Annotated in this window: 13 protein-coding genes and 1 pseudogene; 6 read left to right on the top strand and 8 right to left on the bottom strand. The window is 68.4% G+C overall.

Annotation, left to right across the window (positions count from 1 at the left end):
• Positions 1–253: 253 nt before the first annotated feature.
• The 3 genes from K2Z83_RS07850 to K2Z83_RS07840 all read left to right on the top strand — a co-directional run bounded on the left by K2Z83_RS07850 (position 254) and on the right by K2Z83_RS07840 (position 4,452).
• The gene (locus tag K2Z83_RS07850; protein WP_220594625.1) at positions 254–1,492 is read left to right on the top strand and encodes a hypothetical protein; all 1,239 of its coding nucleotides are present in this window, start codon (positions 254–256) and stop codon (positions 1,490–1,492) included.
• Positions 1,489–2,148 (top strand): hypothetical protein, encoded by a 660-nt coding sequence (locus K2Z83_RS07845; protein WP_220594624.1) that lies wholly within the window; start codon positions 1,489–1,491, stop codon positions 2,146–2,148. The genes K2Z83_RS07850 and K2Z83_RS07845 overlap by 4 nt, the downstream gene beginning before the upstream one ends.
• Positions 2,149–2,352: 204 nt before the next feature.
• On the top strand, positions 2,353–4,452 hold the full coding sequence (locus tag K2Z83_RS07840) for a glutamate mutase L (protein ID WP_220594623.1): 2,100 nt from the start codon (positions 2,353–2,355) through the stop codon (positions 4,450–4,452).
• Positions 4,453–4,508: 56 nt separating this feature from the next.
• Here the strand turns inward: K2Z83_RS07840 and K2Z83_RS07835 are convergent, their stop codons facing one another.
• The 5 genes from K2Z83_RS07835 to K2Z83_RS07815 form a co-directional block, all read right to left on the bottom strand.
• Complete coding sequence (locus K2Z83_RS07835) at positions 4,509–5,183, bottom strand: peptidylprolyl isomerase (protein WP_370650100.1); 675 nt, start codon at positions 5,181–5,183, stop codon at positions 4,509–4,511.
• A gap of 173 nt (positions 5,184–5,356) precedes the next feature.
• On the bottom strand, positions 5,357–6,280 hold the full coding sequence (locus K2Z83_RS07830) for a UV damage endonuclease UvsE (protein WP_220594621.1): 924 nt from the start codon (positions 6,278–6,280) through the stop codon (positions 5,357–5,359).
• A 109-nt stretch (positions 6,281–6,389) separates the two neighbouring features.
• Complete coding sequence (locus K2Z83_RS07825) at positions 6,390–7,622, bottom strand: tetratricopeptide repeat protein (protein ID WP_220594620.1); 1,233 nt, start codon at positions 7,620–7,622, stop codon at positions 6,390–6,392.
• A 104-nt stretch (positions 7,623–7,726) separates the two neighbouring features.
• Positions 7,727–8,446, bottom strand: a complete 720-nt coding sequence (rph, locus tag K2Z83_RS07820; RefSeq protein ID WP_220594619.1) for a ribonuclease PH — start codon at positions 8,444–8,446, stop codon at positions 7,727–7,729.
• A 53-nt stretch (positions 8,447–8,499) separates the two neighbouring features.
• A complete protein-coding gene (locus K2Z83_RS07815) occupies positions 8,500–9,135 on the bottom strand; it encodes a DNA-3-methyladenine glycosylase (protein ID WP_255603537.1) in 636 nt (211 codons plus the stop codon).
• A gap of 72 nt (positions 9,136–9,207) precedes the next feature.
• On the opposite strand from K2Z83_RS07815, the pseudogene K2Z83_RS07810 reads away from it, so the two are divergent.
• From K2Z83_RS07810 to K2Z83_RS07800, 3 genes and pseudogenes are all read left to right on the top strand, one after another.
• A pseudogene (locus K2Z83_RS07810) lies at positions 9,208–9,579 on the top strand (GTP-binding protein); the annotation flags it as partial.
• A gap of 185 nt (positions 9,580–9,764) precedes the next feature.
• Positions 9,765–10,883 carry a hypothetical protein gene (locus K2Z83_RS07805; protein WP_220594618.1) on the top strand — a complete coding sequence of 373 codons (1,119 nt, stop codon included), beginning with the start codon at positions 9,765–9,767 and terminating at the stop codon, positions 10,881–10,883.
• 93 nt (positions 10,884–10,976) lie between these two features.
• Positions 10,977–12,155, top strand: a complete 1,179-nt coding sequence (locus K2Z83_RS07800) for a zinc-dependent metalloprotease (protein ID WP_220594617.1) — start codon at positions 10,977–10,979, stop codon at positions 12,153–12,155.
• 58 nt (positions 12,156–12,213) lie between these two features.
• On the opposite strand, the gene K2Z83_RS07795 is transcribed toward K2Z83_RS07800, so the two are convergent.
• From K2Z83_RS07795 to K2Z83_RS07785, 3 genes are all read right to left on the bottom strand, one after another.
• Entirely contained in the window at positions 12,214–14,016 is a 1,803-nt protein-coding gene (locus tag K2Z83_RS07795; RefSeq protein ID WP_370650099.1) for a protein kinase, read from the bottom strand.
• 35 nt (positions 14,017–14,051) lie between these two features.
• Complete coding sequence (gene ligA / locus K2Z83_RS07790; protein WP_220594616.1) at positions 14,052–16,220, bottom strand: NAD-dependent DNA ligase LigA; 2,169 nt, start codon at positions 16,218–16,220, stop codon at positions 14,052–14,054.
• 235 nt (positions 16,221–16,455) lie between these two features.
• Positions 16,456–17,118 (bottom strand): HAD family phosphatase, encoded by a 663-nt coding sequence (locus tag K2Z83_RS07785; RefSeq protein ID WP_220594615.1) that lies wholly within the window; start codon positions 17,116–17,118, stop codon positions 16,456–16,458.
• Positions 17,119–17,394 lie beyond the last annotated feature (276 nt).

Here is a 17,394-nt window from a genome sequence, read left to right as displayed (position 1 = left end):
TGATGTCCCCGCATGGCTCCGCGACGAAGCAACTTCAGCGGAGCAGCAACCGGAAGCAGCAGCACCATCTCGATCTAGGAGCGAAAGCGCCCCTGAGGATCTGCCAGAGTGGCTCTCAAGCACGTCATCAGAACCAGCAGCATCGTCTGGCACGCCAGGCACCGGCGATATGAGCCTGCCGTCGTGGCTGCGTGGCGTCGCAGATGAGCCGCCCCCAGCCCGAACATCTGCCCGCACGCCCAAGACCGATGAGATGGCGTCTCAGCCCCGGCGGCGCGTATCGACAAGCGAGGACGCCGAAGGCGACGACTTCTTCAAAGGTGCGGATCTCCCGGGCTGGCTGCGGCCTGCGGAGCCAGATCTGCCCTCGGGCAGCGTTGAGGGGCAGGCGCTCGACTGGCTCACCCGCCTTGGCATAGCTGAGGATGGCGGCGAGAGCGAATCCGCAGCAAGCAGCGATCAGGCAGCCGTGCCGCTCGTAGCGCCTACGCGCAAGACGTACGAGCTCAGCCCCGAGCAGATCAAGGCCGTGGAGCTATTGGGACAGCTGGTGCGCTCACCCTACCCGGCCCCCATCGCCCAGCCCGCGCCCGCGCCGCTGTCACGGTGGCAGAAGATCGGCCTGGACAGAGTGCTCTATGCGCTGCTGGCCATCATACTCCTGGTCGGTCTGATCGTGCCCCAGATCACCACGCCATTTCAGACGACCACGCTGACAGCGCCGGGGGCCATAGCGCTAGAGCAGAAGCTCGCCAGCCTCGGCCCAGATGATGTCGTTCTGATCGCCTACGAGTGGAACGCCCAGCGATCGGCTGAGCTGCGCCCCCTGGAGCAGGCGGTCACCTCCCAGCTGATCAAAAAGAAGACCAAGCTGATTCTCCTCAGCACCGATCTCCAGGGTACGCTCCTTCTCTTCGACCTGCGCGGGCCGCTGCGGGCCGCCGGCTATAACATCGACCCTGACGGCAAAGCCTTCGGCGGGCGCGACTACGTCCTGCTCGGCTACCGGCCAGGCGGTGAGCTGGCGCTGCGTCGCCTCGCACAGGACCTGCGCGCCGAGCTCAGGTCGGACTTTGAGGGCCAGGACACAACTGAGACGCTCCTGGCGATGAACTTCGACGGGACGCCCCGCGTGAGCACGATCAGCGATCTCTCGATGATCATCGTGATGGGCGACCAGCCACAGGACGTGCAGGTCTGGATGGAGCAGGTGCATACAGCGGCGCCCAAGGTGCCGATCACCTTCCTCATGCCTCAGGAGGCAGAGCCCATGGCGCAGCCCTATCTGCGCATGGACAATGTCTACCACCTCGCAGGCCTCCAGGGCGCGCTCGCGATGAACGCCATCGCGTCAGATGCCGACAGCGCCGCCACCGCCCGCACAACCGGGCAGCAGTCGCTGGCCGTGCTAACCTTTGTGATTCTGCTGATGGGCGGCGGTCTCGGCATAGCCCTAGATCGCGCCCGTAGATCGCGACGAGGTGCCGAGTGAGCGGCGATATCGCGAGCCTGACCACTGGCCTCGTGGGCGTCGTGCTGACCCTTATGGTCTTCAGCCGCCTGCTGGGGGATAACCCCGTCTTCCGCGTTGTGCAGTACCTCTTCGTCGGCGTCTCGCTTGGCTACGCCTTCGTAGTGATCTACCACCAGGTGCTGCGGCCAAACGCAGTGGCGGCGATCGCGGCGCTGAATGACCCAGTTGCGCTGGGGGCAATCCTGATGCCCTACCTGCTCAGCATCTTACTGCTCGCACGGATCTCCAGCCGGCAGCAGATCTCCTGGGTGGCGAACATTCCGCTTGCGCTCATCTTTGGGGTTGGGGCGGCGCTCGCGCTCGGCGGCGCGCTCGTGGGCACGCTCGTCCCACAGCTACAGGACTCGGCGCGGCCCATCGGCAGCGATCCGATCCAGGCTGTCGGCGTCGTCCTGCTGGTGCTCGGCGTGGTGCTCACCCTGTGCTACTTTTACTTCACCGTCCCCCGTAAGACACCTGCAGGCCGGGTAGTGTCCATCGGCGCACAGATCGGCCGCTGGCTGCTGATGATCGCCTTCGGGTTCTTCCTCGCCGGCGGACTGCTGACCTACCTGACTGCGCTGAATGAGCGGCTGGGGTTTATCGTCGGCTGGGTGCGCAGCCTCTTTGGCTAAGACAAGGTTTCAGGCGGCAGGCGACAGGTGGCAGGGATTGCGCATTGGGACGCCCTACGCTACACCAAGCTGTAAAGCGCTCTGAAGCCTTGTCTAATCGACAATAGCCGATAGCCGATGACCGATAGCCATAAGGATGCATACGCACTGTGGCACAGTGCCCTATCGGCTATCGGCTATTGGCTATCGGCTATCAGAGGATCTATGACTGACACATTAGGATCGGTGCTCGTCGCTGAGATAGGCAGCCTGATCACCAGAGTGACGCTGGTCGATCAGGTGGACGGCGAGAGCCGTATGATAAGCCACGCCGAGACAAGCAGCAGTGTCGAGCCGCCCTATCAGAACGCGCTCTATGCGGTGCTGGCGGCCACGGCGCAGATATCGGAGCTTACCGGGAGGCTGCTGCTGCGCGAGGGCCAGCTGATCATGCCCCAGGGCAGCGACAACGACGGGATCAATCAGCTGGTGGTGGTGACGAGCGCCGCTGGCCCGATGACCCTGGTGATCACCGCGATCGCCGCCGATGTGTCGGCCCGCAGCGCCATCCACGCGAGCCACGCCACCTACACCGCGCTGCTCCAGGCAGTCACCCTCGATGACGCCGCGGGCCAGCAGATGGTGAACGCCAGCGACCTCTCGTGGATCGAGCGCCAGGTGCAGTCGCTGCTGAGCCTACGGCCGGACGCGGTGCTGATCGCCGGCGGCCTTGAGCACGGCGCGGTGGACGCAGTGAACCGGCTGGCCCATATCGTCGGCCTGACGGCGGTAAGCACGACGGTCGACAGCAGCGGGCAGCAGCGCCAAGACATCACCGCCCGGCCAGTGATCTACGCCGGCAATAGCGACGCCCGCGAGCGCGTGGTCGAGGCGCTCTCGGACCGGGCCGAGATCTTTGTGGTCGACAACCTGCGCCCCTCCCTCGACAAGGAGTACCTGGAGCCGGCGCGGCAGGAGCTGAGCCGGCTGTACGAGAAGCAGATCCTGCCGCGGCTCCCCGGCATCGCCGGGCTGCGCCGGATGAGCCGCGCGCCGATCCGGACGGTCTGCGATGTCTCGGGCCTCGTGACACGCTTTGTCGCCGAGCACGCAGAGCGCCATGTGCTGATGATCGACAGCGGCGCGAGCAGCAGCTCGGCATTCTACGCCGCGCCCGGCCGCTTCCACCCGGCGGTGCTCGGCACCTGCGGCGTGGCCTATGGGCTGTCGAATATCCTGGCGGAGCGCGGCGTGGCCGCGATCGCACGCTGGCTGCCCTTCCCTATCAGCGACGCAGACCTCATCCACCGCCTGCTGAACAAGCAGCTTCGCCCGCACCTGCTCCCGGCGAGCCCGGAGGATCTCGCGATCGACCTGGCCCTCGCACGCGAGGCGATCAGCATGGCGATTGCGGCCCTGCGCGATGAGATCGCCCCTGATGACTACGACTGGCTGATCGCCTGTGGCGGCCCGCTCGCCCATGCGCCACACCCCGGGATGGCGCTGCTGGCCATCCTCGACGCCACGCAGCCCGGGGCCAACCAGGGGCAGCCCATCCTCGATATTCACCTGGACAGCCTCGGCCTCGTCCCGGCCATGGGCGCGCTCGCGGCCCTCGACCCGGTGACGGCCGTCACGATCTTTGACCGCGACCTACGCAGCAACACGCCGCTGGCCACCTGTGTGACGCCGATCGGCGACGGGAGGCCCGGCGAGGCGGCCCTTGAGCTGGAGCTGAGCGTGGTTGGAGGAAAGACCACGCGGCACACGGTGCGACACGGCGAGCTGCTCCGCCTGCCGCTGAGCCCGGGGCGCTACGCGCAGCTGACCCTGCGCCCGGCACCAGATGTGCGGATTGGGCGCGCGGCCCCCGGCGAGGTGGTGACATCCGACCCGGCGGGGATCGCCGGGAGCGCGCTGGGGGTCGTCATCGATGCGCGCGGACGTCCGATACAGCTCCCAGCAGATAGCCGCGAGCGCTGCCTGAAGATCTGGGAGTGGCTGGTGGCTCTCGGCGCAGAGCACGGGGCGAGCCCCTATGTCGAGCATCGCCCGGCGGTGAGCATGCCCTCCGCCGCGCCGCCTGAGGTCGCCATGCCCCGGCCGACCACACCGCCCTCGGAGCCGAGGGAGCCTGCGGTGGTCGCGGCAGATGCCCCTCAGGCCCCCCCAGGCAAACGCATCTCGCTGAGCGAGCTGGCCGCCCAGGAGAAGCTGAAGCTCCCCGAGGAGCCGCCGCCAGCAGGCCTGGACTTGGACCTCGACTCGCTGCGCAAAACGGTGGAGCCTCCGAAGCGGCGAGGCCTGTTCGGCCGGAAGAAGTAAACGAATAGCCACGAATGAGCGAATGGCACCATTCGCTCATTCGTGGCTATTCGTGGTTATTGCTCGCTGATCGTGATGCCGAGGATCGTCTCGCCGGGCTTCGCCGTGTCCGCAGGGTTCTGCGGGTCGCGCAGTGGGATGCCATCGACGATATTCTGGCCCTGGATGACCCGGCCGAAGATCGTATACTGGCTATTCAGGAAGGTGGCCGGGGCGGTGGTGATGAAGAACTGCGATCCGGCGCTATCCGGGTCGTTGGATCGGGCCATGGCCACCATCCCGGGCTGGTCGTAGAGGATCTTGTCGGTGAACTCGGCGGGGATGGAGTAGCCCGGCCCGCCGGTGCCGTCGCCCTGCGGGTCGCCGCCCTGTGCCATGAAGCCCTGGAGCACGCGGTGCCAGGTCAGGCCGTTGTAGAAGTTATTGCGCGACAGGAAGACGAAGTTGTTCACCGTCTGCGGGGCGATGTCGGGCAGCAGCTCGATCACAATATTGCCGCGGGGCGTCTCGATGGTGGCGGTATACTTCTTCGCCGGGTCGATCGTCATCGCCAGGCCGTTATCGACCCGGCCGACCGGCTGGGCGGCTGTCGATCCAGCGCGGCTAACGAGCAGGCCAGCGACGATCCCGAGGACGAGGAGCACCACAGCAGCCGAGACAATGCCGGGCATCGAGCTCGCCGGCGCGGCCGGCGGCTGCTGCTTCTGACGGGGTGGGCGTGACTGACTCACAGACAGCTCCTTCATGCGATTGCAGATTGTAGATTGCAAATTTTTGATTGTGATTGGGCACAGCGTCTGCGGGTGCGCCCAATCGGCAGCATTATAGCATGACCCATAACGACATAGCGCATCAGAGAGGGCTAAGCCCAATCTGCAATCTGCAATCTGCAATCTGCAATCACCTACCCGAGGGCCAGCGCAAGGCCAGGGGCGCGGCGAGCGATCTCGGCGCGCAGCCGCAGCAGGGCCAGGTCGCCCGCCTTCGCCTCCAGCATAAGGTCGAAGGCCGGCAGCCCGCGCGCGGCGGCCAGCAGCCGCTGGAGCGCCCCGGCGTCGATAAAGTCGGCGTGCTGGCCGGGGCGCGGCGGCAAGACGGCGGCGGGGCGGCCGGCGCGGGCCGGCAGCAGGTGGGCCTCGCTGCGCGGGCTGCTCAGGTGAACCTCAGGGCGCGCGCCGGCAGGCCAGGTGGCCAGGGCCAGGCCCAGGGCCAGGCCGAGCGGGATGGCCTCGGGGTTCCAGATCTCCCAGTGCAGAGCGTCGAAGACGACCGGCGCGCCGCAGCGCCGGTGCAGGGCGAGCAGCTGGCCCAGGCTGTGGCCGGCGCTGTCGTGCTCAACCGCCAGGCGCGCCCGCGCCCGCACCGAGAGCGCCCGGTGGCGCGCGGCGAAGCGATCCAGGGTTGACGGGTCGTCGGCCGGGCCGCCCACATGCACCACCAGAGTGCCCTCCACGGCCCCGCCGGGGCGGCGAGCGTCGAGCCGCTCCAGGAGAGCTGCCGCCGCCTCCACATCGGACAGGCCCGCCGCCGCCCGCAGGTCGTCGGCGCAGCCGAGGGCGACCCCATGGTCGAGGTGGGCGGTCAGCCGGGTGCCCGAGGTGGCCAGGCGCAGCGCCATGGCGTCGAGCTGCGCGGCGCACTCGTCGAGCTGGCCGATCGCGCCGGGGGCGAGCGTGCCCGCCGCGATGCGGTAGAAGCGCACGCCAATATGATCGAGGTAGCCGAGCACATCCCCCAGCCGGGCGAGGCCGACGCTCAAGTGCGCCGGGCGCCCGCCGCCGAGGCCGGGCCGGCCGACCACCCGCACTGCGAAGCCGAGTCGGATCATAGGGGTTGGGAGTTAGGGGTTGCGCAGGGCGCTATGCACTGCCGAAATCGTGTATTATACTAACACGATTTCGGGTATCACGCAACCCCCAACCCCAACCCCCAACCCCCTACTGCGGCTTAACGTTGACCTTGCGGTGGCTGCGGGTGTAGTAGCGGATCTGGCGCGGGAGGTTCGGATCGATCGGCGTCTCGCTGACAGCCCGAGCGATCTGCTGGGCGGCCACAGAGACACATGCGTCGATGCGCTCTGTGGGGGCGCCGTCGGCGCGCAGACGGCGCAGCCCGGGCTCCCAGGGCACACTGCACGTCCCGTGGGCCGTGATACCGATCAGGTCAGGCAGCACCTTGTTATGGCGCAGCCAGTTCAGCGCGAGGCAGAAGGTCGTAACCGAGCAGGGGAGGCGCTCCACCGTGAGCAGCAGCAGCTCGGCCTCACGCGCCACCGCGATCAGCAGGATCGCGCGATCATCAGGCCCCAGCTGATCGACGCTGCGCTGCGGGAGCGCCAGCAGCGACTCAAGGGCGTCAGCCAACGGCCGCGTAAGCGTATCGGCGCAGACAATAGCGGTGAAGCTCCACTGTGTGCTCTTGATCAGGGCGATCAGGCGCTGGAGCGTCGTGCCAATATCGGGGTAGGTGAAGTGGAAGTTCTGAACCTCGCGCACCTCCAGGCCATCATCCTGGGCCGACCCGAGGTAGACCACGCCATCCTGCGCGTAGAGCTGGTCTTTCACGGTGGAGAGGTTGCGGAACTCGCGGTAGCGCTCGACAGTGTTGATGTTATCCAGCAGCTCAACCTGGGCCTGCGGGCCGTTCGCCAGCAGCAGCGAGCGGCCAAACGCGCTCATCGCCTCGTCGTAGCGGCGCAGCCCCAGGTGGCACTTGCCAACCAGGTTATAGATCTCCCAGTCGTCGGGGTAGCTGCGCAGCGGCTGCTGGAGGTGGGTGAGGGCCGCATCATAGCTGCCGCGCGCATAGTGGATCAGCGCCATCTCGAAGTGTGTCGCGGAGTCCTGAGAGTCGAAGCTGAGGCAGTGCCCAAAGGCGTCCAGGGCATCATCGTAGTGCTCAAGCTCCACGAGGATATAGCCGAGGTTGAAGTAGGACAGGAAATCGTTCGCGAGGTTGGCGACGGTGCGGAACTCATCGGCGGCCTTGGCGAGCAGCCCGCTGCGCTGGTAGTAGAAGCCGAGGGCGTTGTGGGCCTCGGACAGGTAGGGGTAGCTCTCGATCGAGCGCCGGTAGGCATCAACTGCCTCGGAGATGCGGTTTGAGCGCTCGAGGGCCTGGCCGCGCTGAAGGTGGCGCAGACCAGCCTCACGGTTGTGTTCTTCCTGCATCCCTGGCCTCCTCGTGGATCTGGGGCGCTTCCTCGCCCATCACCGCTGACGAAGGGGTCATTCGCACACCCGCAGTGCCGACTCCATGCCGAGACGATCCGCCATCAGGGCGCGGCGTCAAGCGCCGCCCGCTGGGCCGCGATCAGCTGGCGGACCCCCCGCCCAGCCAGATCGAGCAGCGCGTCCAGCTGAGCCCGCTCCACCGGGGCGCCCTCGGCCGTCCCCTGAACCTCGACAAAGGCGCCGCTATCGGTCTGCACCACGTTACAGTCCATCTCGGCGCAGCTATCCTCGCTATAGTCGAGGTCGAGCAGCAGCTCGCCGCCGACCACGCCGACGCTGACGGCGGCCACCGCGCGCGCCAGCGGGTCGCCGGGCAGCCGGCCCTCGGCCTGGAGCTTGCGCAGGGCCAGGGCCAGGGCCACATAGCCGCCGGTGATCGCCGCCGTGCGGGTGCCGCCATCGGCCTGGAGGACGTCGCAGTCGATGGTGATCAGGCGCTCGCCGAGCGCCTCCAGGCTCACGGCGGCGCGCAGGGCGCGGCCGATCAGGCGCTGGATCTCCTGGGTGCGCCCGCCGGCGCCGGTGCGCTCGCGCCGGGTGCGGGTGTGGGTCGAGCGCGGCAGCAGCGCGTACTCGCCGCTCACCCAGCCGCGCCCCTGGCCGCGCAGCCAGCCCGGCACATGATCCTCCAGGCTGGCCGCGCAGAGCACCCGCGTGTTGCCGAAGGCGATCAGGGCCGAGCCCTCGGCGTACGGCGCGTAGCCCGGGATGATCTCGATCGTGCGCAGCTCGTCGGGCATGCGCCCATCATGTCGTGCCATGAGCCCTCCATCAGGCCGGGGAGAATGTACATATCATAGCATAAACCATATTTTTATAACATCCGCCTGCCGCGCCAGAGGTACCAGCTGGCCACGCTGCGGTACGGGCGCCACAGCTCGCCGATCCGGCGCACCTCAGCGGGCGGCGGCGGGGCCGGCAGATCGTAGAACTGCTGCACCGCGTAGCGCAGGCCAAGGTCGTCGGCGGGGAGCACGTCGGGCCGGCCGAGGGCGAACATCAGGTAGATCTCGGCGGTCCAGCGGCCGATGCCCTTCACCGCCGTGAGCTGGGCGACCACCGCGTCGTCATCAAGATCGGGCAGGGCGGCCAGGTCGAGGGAGCCTACGGCCGCCCGCTCGGCCAGGTCACACAGGTAGCGCACCTTCTGGCCCGACAGCCCGACCGCCCGCAGCGCATCGGGATCAACGGCCAGGATGCGCGCGGGCACCACCTCACCGAGCAGCGCCTCCAGCCGAGACATGATCGCCGCCGCCGCCTTGACCGAGATCTGCTGCGAGACGATCGCGTCGACCAGCGTATGGAAGCCGTGGGTGCCTGGCGTGAGCTCGTACGGCCCCACCGCGTCGATCACGGCGGAGAGCACCGGGTCGGCGGCGCGCAGATGGGCGAGAGCTTCTTGCATAATGCTGAATGTTGGATGTTGAATGTTGAATGCAGAACGTAGCAATGATACCATGTGGTCGTAGGGTTTGCTGTCGCAAACCATTCAACACTCAACATTCAACATTCAACATTAATTATGTATGTCATCGGAACCGCCGGCCACGTCGATCACGGCAAGTCCACCCTGGTGAAGGCGCTGACCGGGATCGACCCGGACCGCCTGGCCGAGGAGCAGCGCCGCGAGATGACGATCGACCTCGGCTTCGCCTGGATGGCCCTGCCGAGCGGGCGCAGCGTCAGCCTGGTGGATGTGCCCGGCCACGAGCGCTTCATCAAAAATATGCTCGCCGGCGTCGGCGGGCTCGACGCCGCGCTGCTGGTGGTCGCCGCCGACGAGGCGATCATGCCGCAGACCGAGGAGCACCTGGCGATCCTCGACCTGCTCGGCGTCACACACGGCGTGGTCGCCCTCACCAAGGCCGACCTGGTGGACGCCGAGTGCCTCGACGAGCGCAAGGTCACCCGCCGCCAGGGCGAGGGGCGCGTGCTCGCATAGCTCCATCAAGACAAGGTTTCAGGATGCCGCCGTAGACGCTCCACGCTGGAACCGCAGGGGGGTTGCATTGCCCCTCGCCCCATGATACACTCGTTCGTGTAAAGACACTCCGACATACAAGCCATCGAGGTGCATGCATGATTACCCACAGACTTCAGATTGCCCTGATCATCGCCCTGGCCGCCGCGCTCACCGCCTGTGGCAGTAAGCCCGCCGCGCCCGCAGGTGATGCGCCCACAGCTCAGGCAAGCGCCGCCGCCCCCGAGCCGACCGCCGCCCCCGAGCCGACCGCCGCCCCCGAGCCGACCGCCGCCCCCGAGCCGACCGCCGCGCAGGCGGAGGAGCAGAGCCTGAGCGATCTGGCCCAGGGTCTAGATCAGCTCAAGAGCTACAGCCTCGTCTTCACGATCTCATTCGAGGGCAGCGAGAACGGTGAGACCAAGCAGGGCGCGCTCGAGTACACGCAGGATTACCTCGCCGAGAGCGGCGACCTGCGCTTCCGCGTGGCCCCCCAGGGCAACTGGATGCAGAGCGGATCAGCCGAGGCGGGAGGATTCGAGATGCTCCGCATCGACGGCACATCCTACATGTACACACCCGACACAAGCAACGACCAGCAGTGCATCGCCTTCAGTTCAGCCGAGCAGGACCCGGGGCCGATGCTAGACGCCTTCAAGCCGGAGGCGATCATCGGCGGCATCGAGAAGGCGAGGCTGGTCAACCGCGGTGAGCAGGTCAACGGTGTCACGGCCGACCACTACACGATCGCCGACGGCGGGATCGGGCTCACCGGCAGCAGCGACGTGAAGGGCGACGCCTGGATCGCCAGCGACGGCGGCTACCTAGTGAAGTACCAGGGCACGGCAAATGGCAAGGGGATGTTTCTCGGCCCGGACGCCGAGGGTACATTCACCTGGGAATACAACCTCACCCAGATTAACCAGCTGTCTGAGATCGCGCTGCCGCAGGCGTGCGCGGATCAGCAGGCCGCCACGGACATCCCCATCCCCGCCGACGCGACCGAGCAGATGACCTTCGGCAAGATGCAGACATTCAAGACGTCCGATGCGCCCAGCGCGGTGGCAAGCTTCTACACCAAGGAGCTGGAGGCGCAGGGATGGACGGCCGGCGATGGAACCAGCATAGAGGGCATGGCGATGCTGGAGTTCACTAGGGATGGGCGCAAGCTGTCAATCACTATCACCCAGGACGGCAGCGGCTCGACGGTGATGATCAATGATGAGGGCGGCAGCTAGGCCCTGTGAAACCCTCCCCTTGTGTGGACAAGGCCCGCCGCAGCGTGATACACTTTCTTTACGGTTGTTTTACCGCAGAGAAAGGATACGCCAGTGGCGAAGCCAGAGAACGATATGCGCCGGCTCGGCACGGTCCTGCTGCTCGGGGTCGCTGCCGGGGCCGCGGCGCGTTACTATATTGAGGCCCGCGCCCGCAGCGAGGTGAGCGCGCCCACCCGGATGATCGACTGGGAGCAGGCCCGCAGCGTGGCCCTGCGCGTCTCACAGTGGGAGCAGGCCCCGATCGCCGACCGGGCCTTCCGCCGCGATCAGTACGCCCGCCTGGTGAAGCAGAGCGAGCCGCTGATCGCCGAGTACCTGGGCGTGCAGCTGCCCGCGCCGATCAACCAGGTGTATGTGTTCGACCGCCGCGAGTGGCTGGAGGCGAACTTCATCTCCTTCGAGCAGCTGTTCCGACCGATCGAGGAGATCTACGAGCGCAACGGCGGGGCCAGCGGCGCCCTCGCGATGCTGCTGGGCGGACTGAACAGCAAGGTGCTCGGCACCCAGATCGGCGTGCTGCTAGGCTTTCTGGCCCGCCGCGTGCTCGGCCAGTATGACCTGAGCCTGCTCTCGCCCGACCCGAACACCCGCGGCGCGCTCTACTATGTCGAGGCCAACATCAGCCGGGTGCAGGCCGGCCTCGGCCTGAACGACGAGGACTACCGGCTCTGGATCGCCCTCCACGAGACGACCCACGTCTTCGAGTTCGAGGCCTACCCCTGGGTGCGCGCCCACTTCAACGACCTGCTCCAGCAGTACTTCGACCAGCTCAGCACCCAGCTTGAGAGCCTGGGCAGCGGCCTTGTCCAGCTGGCCGGGCGGATAGCCCAGAGCGTCGGCACCGGCACCCACTGGATCGAGGTCGTGCAGACGCCGCAGCAGCGGGTGATCTTCAACCAGCTCCAGGCGCTTATGTCGCTGATCGAGGGCTACGGCAACCATGTGATGAACGCCGTCGGCCGCCAGCTGCTGCCCAGCTTCGACGACATCGAGCACCGCATCGCCCAGCGCCAGCAGACGCGCACGCTGGTCGATCAGCTCTTCAACCGGCTCACCGGCATGGACCTGAAGCTGGCCCAGTACCAGCAGGGCGAGGCCTTCGTCAACGCGGTGGTCGAGGCCCGCGGGATCGCCTTCGCCGCCCGGGTCTGGGAGCGCGTCGAGTACCTGCCGACGATGGAGGAGGTCCGCAGCCCGCAGCAGTGGGTCGCCCGCATGGAGGCGATGTGAAATATCGGAGAGGGGTCTGTGCCAGCTTCGCTGGCACAGACCCCTCTCCGATGCGCGATCAGCGCAGCCTAACGACCTCCAGGTTATCGTAGCGCACGCTCACCACCCCGGCGCCGCTCTCGCCGAAGAGGCCGACCCGCCCCGGCCCCAGGCCGCCGCCCGCTGCCCGCCCGATCTCCTGTCCATCGAGCGACACCACGAGCTGGCCGACCTCCTGGCGCACGCTCAGCCTGCGGGCCACCCCGATCACGAAGGGCGTCGCCTCGGCTGGGCGGCTGATTTCCAGGGAGCCGAGCGCGCCGCCCGCCCGGCGCTCGATCCGGTCGAGCCGGCCATCGCTGCCCACCACCACCCGGTAGTAGCTGGCCGAGTCAGGGGCCGCCGCCTCGCCGCTGTAGGCCAGAAATATCCCCAGCTTGCCCGCGCCGTCCAGCAGCGTCACATCCACGCTGTAGGTCGCATCGCCGTAGGCCGCCGGGCGCGCGTCGACGTCCCACATCATCCAGTCGGGCGTGCGGGCCACGCTGAAGCGGTAGCCGCCCGAGTCATAGCCGTTGCTGCCGTTCTCGCTGCTGTAGGCCGGGTCCCAGCCGCCCGACGGGCTATCGAAGCTGTCGCGCAGGAGCAGGGGCGAGGCGGGCGGCTGGGCGGCGACGGGTGCCGCCGCGACTGGCTGGGCGACGATGCTGCCCGGCGTCGGGCTGGGCGCCTCGGTTGGCGCAGGCGGATCCTTGGGCGCGGCTGGCTCCTGCGCTGGCACCGCAGTGGGCGCGACGGCGCTGGACACCTCGGTGGGCGCCTCGGTGGGCGCCTCGGTAGATGCCAGAGCCTGCGTGGGCGCGACGCTGGTGTCGGCAAGCGCCGCAGGCCGCGCCGGCCGCAGCAGCCAGACGCCCACCGCCAGCACCAGCAGCGCAGCGAGGACGCCCAGAGTCGCCCAGAGCCAGATCGGCGCGCCGGCCCGGTCGGGCGGAGGCGCGCCGGTCGGGTGGATGGTCGCGCCCGTCACTGCCGGGGCGGCCGGCGCGGCCATCAGCGCGGCGCGCATCGCTGCGGCGCTGGGCGGGCGCTGGGCGATCGCCATCGCGAGGCCGGCGCTGATCGCCGCGCTCAGGTGGGGGGGGAGCAGCGGGTTCAGCTCGGCGACGGGGCGCAGCGGGTCGGGGCGGCCGGCGACGATCGCCGCCGCCCGGTCGAGGGCGCTGGGCGGCACGGCCCCGGTGAGCAGATGGTGCAGGGTGGCCGCCAGGGCGTAGAGGTCGCTGCGGGCCTCGGCGGCCCCGCCCTGGATCTGCTCCATGGGCGCGTAGGCCGGCGTATAGGCCAGCAGGCTCCCCCCGCTGGTGATGCGGGTCTGCATCACCGCCGCGCCGCGAGCCAGGCCGAAGTCGATCAGGAAGACCTCGCCGCGCGGGGTGAGCTTCATATTCTGCGGCTTGATGTCGCGGTGGATGACCGGCGGGCTCTGGCCGTGCAGGTACTCCAGGGCATCCAGCAGCGCCCCGGCCCAGGTGAGCACCTGGTCGACGGGCAGCGGCCCGCCGCGCCGGGCGAGCAGGGCCGCCATATCGTCGCCGGGGATGTGCTGCATCACCAGGAACTGCCCGCCCGCGTCAGCGAAGTAGTCGCTCACCACGGGCAGGGCCGGGTGGCGCAGGTTGGCCAGCAGCTTGGCCTCGCGCTCGAAGGCCCTATCGAGCTGGGCGCCGCCGACGAGGAGCTGCTTGAGCGCGACCTGGCTGCTCAGCCGGATGTCCTCGGCCAGATACACCGCGCCCATACCGCCGCGCCCGATCGGCGCGAGGATGCGGTAGCGCTCGTGGACGATGTCGCCCACCTGAAGGATGTTGAGCTCGCTCACGTAACAGCCTTTGTGATAGGAGACGTCGATCAGGCCTACAGATCGAGGCCAAGTTGGCCCCCGCCCTCCTGCTCCTCACCACCTGCATCCGGATCCCCAACCCCCAGCCCCCAACCCTCAGCTCCCGCCGCCCCCACCAGCCCCAGCAGCCCGGCCTCATCGAGCACCTGCACGCCGAGCTGCGTGGCCTTGGCCAGCTTGCTGCCGGCGCTGGCCCCCGCCACCACATAGCTCGTCTTCTTGCTGACGCTCTCGCTGACCTTGCCGCCGTGGGCGACGATCAGCTCGGCGGCCTGCTCGCGGGTCAGCGTCGGCAGCGTCCCGGTGAGCACAAAGGTCTTGCCGGCGAGGCCATCGCCCCTTCGCTCGCGGGGCGCGCCGCCCGTGAGTGTCAGCCCGGCGGCGCGCAGCTTCTCGACCAGCGCCCGGTTCTCGGGGTGCTGGAAGAAGTCCACCACGCTGGCCGCGACCACCGGGCCGACCCCGTCGATCGTCTCCAGGTCGGCCTGGCCGGCGGCGATGATCGCGTCGAGGCCGCCGAAGTGGCGGGCCAGATCCTGGGCGGCCACGCTGCCGACGAAGCGGATGCCCAGCCCGACCAGCAGCCGGTCGAGCGGGCGGGCCTTCGACTCCTCGATGGCCGCGAGCAGGTTGGCGATCTTCTTCGGGCCGAAGCCCTCCATGCCGGCGAACTGCTCGGCCCGCAGGGCGTAGAGGTCGGCCACATCGGCGATCAGGCCGGCGCCGACGAAGAGCTCGGCCTGCTTCTCGCCGATCCCGACGATGTCGAGGGCGCCCCGGCTGACGAAGTGCTCGACCCGGCGCACCAGCTGGGCCGGGCAGATGCCGAAGTTCGGGCAGCGCCAGGCCGCCTCGCCCTCGACCCGCTCCAGGGGCGTGTCGCAGGCCGGGCAGCGCTCGGGGAAGCTCCAGGGCTGCTCGCTGCCGTCGCGCCGGCTGAGGATCGGGCCGATCACATAGGGGATCACATCGCCGGCCCGCTTGACCATCACATAGTCGCCGACGCGGATGTCGCGCTCGGCGATATAGTCGGCGTTGTGCAGGCTGGCGTTACGCACCGTGACCCCGCCGATCAGCACGGGCTCCAGCTCGGCGCCGGGGGTGACGACGCCGGTGCGCCCGACGTTGACCGAGATGTTGAGCAGGCGGGTGGTGGCCTCGCGGGCGGGGAACTTGTAGGCGATCGCCCAGCGCGGGTCGCGGCCGACCACGCCGAGCTCGCGCTGCTGGGCGAAGTCGTCGATCTTGACCACGATCCCGTCGGCCTCATACTCTAGGCTGTCGCGGCGGGCCATCCACTCGCGGCAGTAGGCCAGCACCGCCTCAAAATCCGTGAAGCGGCGGGCGTCGCGGTTCACCGGGAAGCCGATCGCGCGCAGGTACTGGAGCGTCTGCCACTGGCCGGTCAGCTCGACGCCCTCGACCGGGCCGACCTGGTAGGCGAAGAAGCGCAGCGGGCGGGCGGCGGTGAGGGCCGGGTCCTTCTGGCGCAGGCTGCCGGCGGCCGAGTTGCGCGCGTTGGCGAAGACCTTCTCGCCGGCGGCGGCCAGGCCGTCGTTGAGCGCCTCGAAGTCGGCGATGCGGATGTAGACCTCGCCGCGGACCTCGATGAGGCCAGGTAAGGATGAAGGTAGAAGGATGAAGGATGAAGCTTCTTCATCCTTCATCCTTCTACCTTCATCCCTCTGCTGCGGCTCGCGCAGCATCATCGGCAGGCCGCCGACGGTGCGCAGGTTGGCGGTCACATCCTCGCCGACCTCGCCGTCGCCGCGGGTGGCCCCGATGGCGAGGCGGCCGTCGCGGTAGGTGAGGGCGATGGCGAGGCCGTCGATCTTCGGCTCGACCACAAAGGCCAGCTGGGCGTCCTCGCCGAGCAGCTTGAGCACGCGCTCGCGCCAGGCCCGCAGGTCTCCCTCGTCGAAGGCGTTGCCGAGCGAGAGCATGGGCTGGGGGTGGCGCACCTTGGCAAACTGGCTGCTCAGCGGCGCGCCGACGCGCTGGGTGGGCGAGTCGGGGCTGAGCAGGTCGGGGGTTGCCACCTCCAGGGCGCGCAGGTCGCGCATCAGCGCATCGTACTCGGCGTCGCTGACGCTCGGCTCGTCAAGCACGTAGTAGCGGTAGTTATGCTCGCGGATCGTCGCCCGCAGCTCCTCGATGCGGCGCGCCACGTCGATCTCAGTCATACACAGATCTCCTGAGGCTAAGATAGGACCGCCCCTGGATGATAGTACCAAAAAAACACCTCAAAGAATAGGACTGTTGGTGCGTTGCGGGGGTATGACAAAAAGATTATACTCGACACATCTCCCAAATCCCCCCCCTTCACACAAGGGCCTCTGGCGAAAGCCAGGGGCCTTTGTGTGAGGCTTTTCTCCCCCGCCGCCGGGCGCCGCGCCCAAGCCGCAACCCGCGCCCGCGCTACGGCAGGGCCGCCAGCCGCGCCAGCAGATCCGGCAGCGGGAGCGCGTCCAGGCCGGGCAGCACCAGATCGGCGTGGCTGAGGTCCGTCAGCCGCGTCACCGGGTTGGGCACGGCGACCCCGCGCATCCCCGCGGCCTGGGCGGCGCGCACCCCGTTGGGCGAGTCCTCGAGCGCGACCGCACGAGCCGGCGCGACGCCGAGCCGGGCCAGGGCGGCCAGGTACAGGTCGGGCTCGGGCTTCGTGCGGGCCACATCGTCGGCGGTGCAGATCGCCGCGAACTGGCCGAGCAGCCCCAGCTGCCCCAAGAAGCCCGTCACCCAGGCCCGTGACGAGCTGGAGGCCAGGCCGACCTGGAGCCCCAGATCCGCAGCCGCGCTGAGGTAGGCGCGCACCCCCGGCAGCGGCGCGGGCGTGCCGAGCAGCTCGCGGAAGCGCGCCCGCACGTCGCGCCGGACGGCGTCCCGGTCGAGCGGGCGCCCGATCAGCGCCTCCAGGTGGTCGTAGGGGTTGAAGAGATGGCCCGAGCCCACATTCAGCGCCCACACATCCATAGAGAGCACCACCCCGTGCGCGGCATAGGCCTCCTGCCAAGATCGGTAGTCGGGCGTCTCCGTGTCGACGATCAGGCCGTCGAAGTCGAAGATCAGGGCGGTGATCATGGATAGCTTACCTGTAGTCGCGGCAATCGGCGGGCTCACAACAGCTCGCCTTGCGGAGCGGGCTGCGCGCGTCCTACGTGGTGGGCGCTGGTGGACTCGAAGCACCGACCTCACCCGTGTGAAGGATACGCTCTAACCAACTGTGCTAATCGCCCGCCCTCTCACCCTGCGCGCCAGCCTGCGCTACCGTGTGGCGTGATGATACGCGGCGGGGGCGGGGGTGTCAAGCAGCCGCGCATGGGCGTGCTAGAATACAGCCAGATAGTCCTTGGCTGA

This window comes from Oscillochloris sp. ZM17-4, from assembly GCF_019599295.1.
GTDB lineage: Bacteria > Chloroflexota > Chloroflexia > Chloroflexales > Chloroflexaceae > Oscillochloris.
Note: the sequence above shows the minus strand (reverse complement) of the source record. Positions and strands in the feature narration are given on the sequence as shown.

Coding starts and splice junctions, on each gene's coding strand:
- K2Z83_RS07850 (WP_220594625.1), top strand. CDS start 254: ATGGCGTCTCAGCCCCGGCGGCGCGTATCGACAAGCGAGGACGCCGAA.
- K2Z83_RS07840 (WP_220594623.1), top strand. CDS start 2,353: ATGACTGACACATTAGGATCGGTGCTCGTCGCTGAGATAGGCAGCCTG.
- K2Z83_RS07830 (WP_220594621.1), bottom strand. CDS start 6,280: ATGATCCGACTCGGCTTCGCAGTGCGGGTGGTCGGCCGGCCCGGCCTC.
- K2Z83_RS07825 (WP_220594620.1), bottom strand. CDS start 7,622: ATGCAGGAAGAACACAACCGTGAGGCTGGTCTGCGCCACCTTCAGCGC.
- rph (WP_220594619.1), bottom strand. CDS start 8,446: ATGGCACGACATGATGGGCGCATGCCCGACGAGCTGCGCACGATCGAG.
- K2Z83_RS07805 (WP_220594618.1), top strand. CDS start 9,765: ATGATTACCCACAGACTTCAGATTGCCCTGATCATCGCCCTGGCCGCC.
- ligA (WP_220594616.1), bottom strand. CDS start 16,220: ATGACTGAGATCGACGTGGCGCGCCGCATCGAGGAGCTGCGGGCGACG.
- K2Z83_RS07785 (WP_220594615.1), bottom strand. CDS start 17,118: ATGATCACCGCCCTGATCTTCGACTTCGACGGCCTGATCGTCGACACG.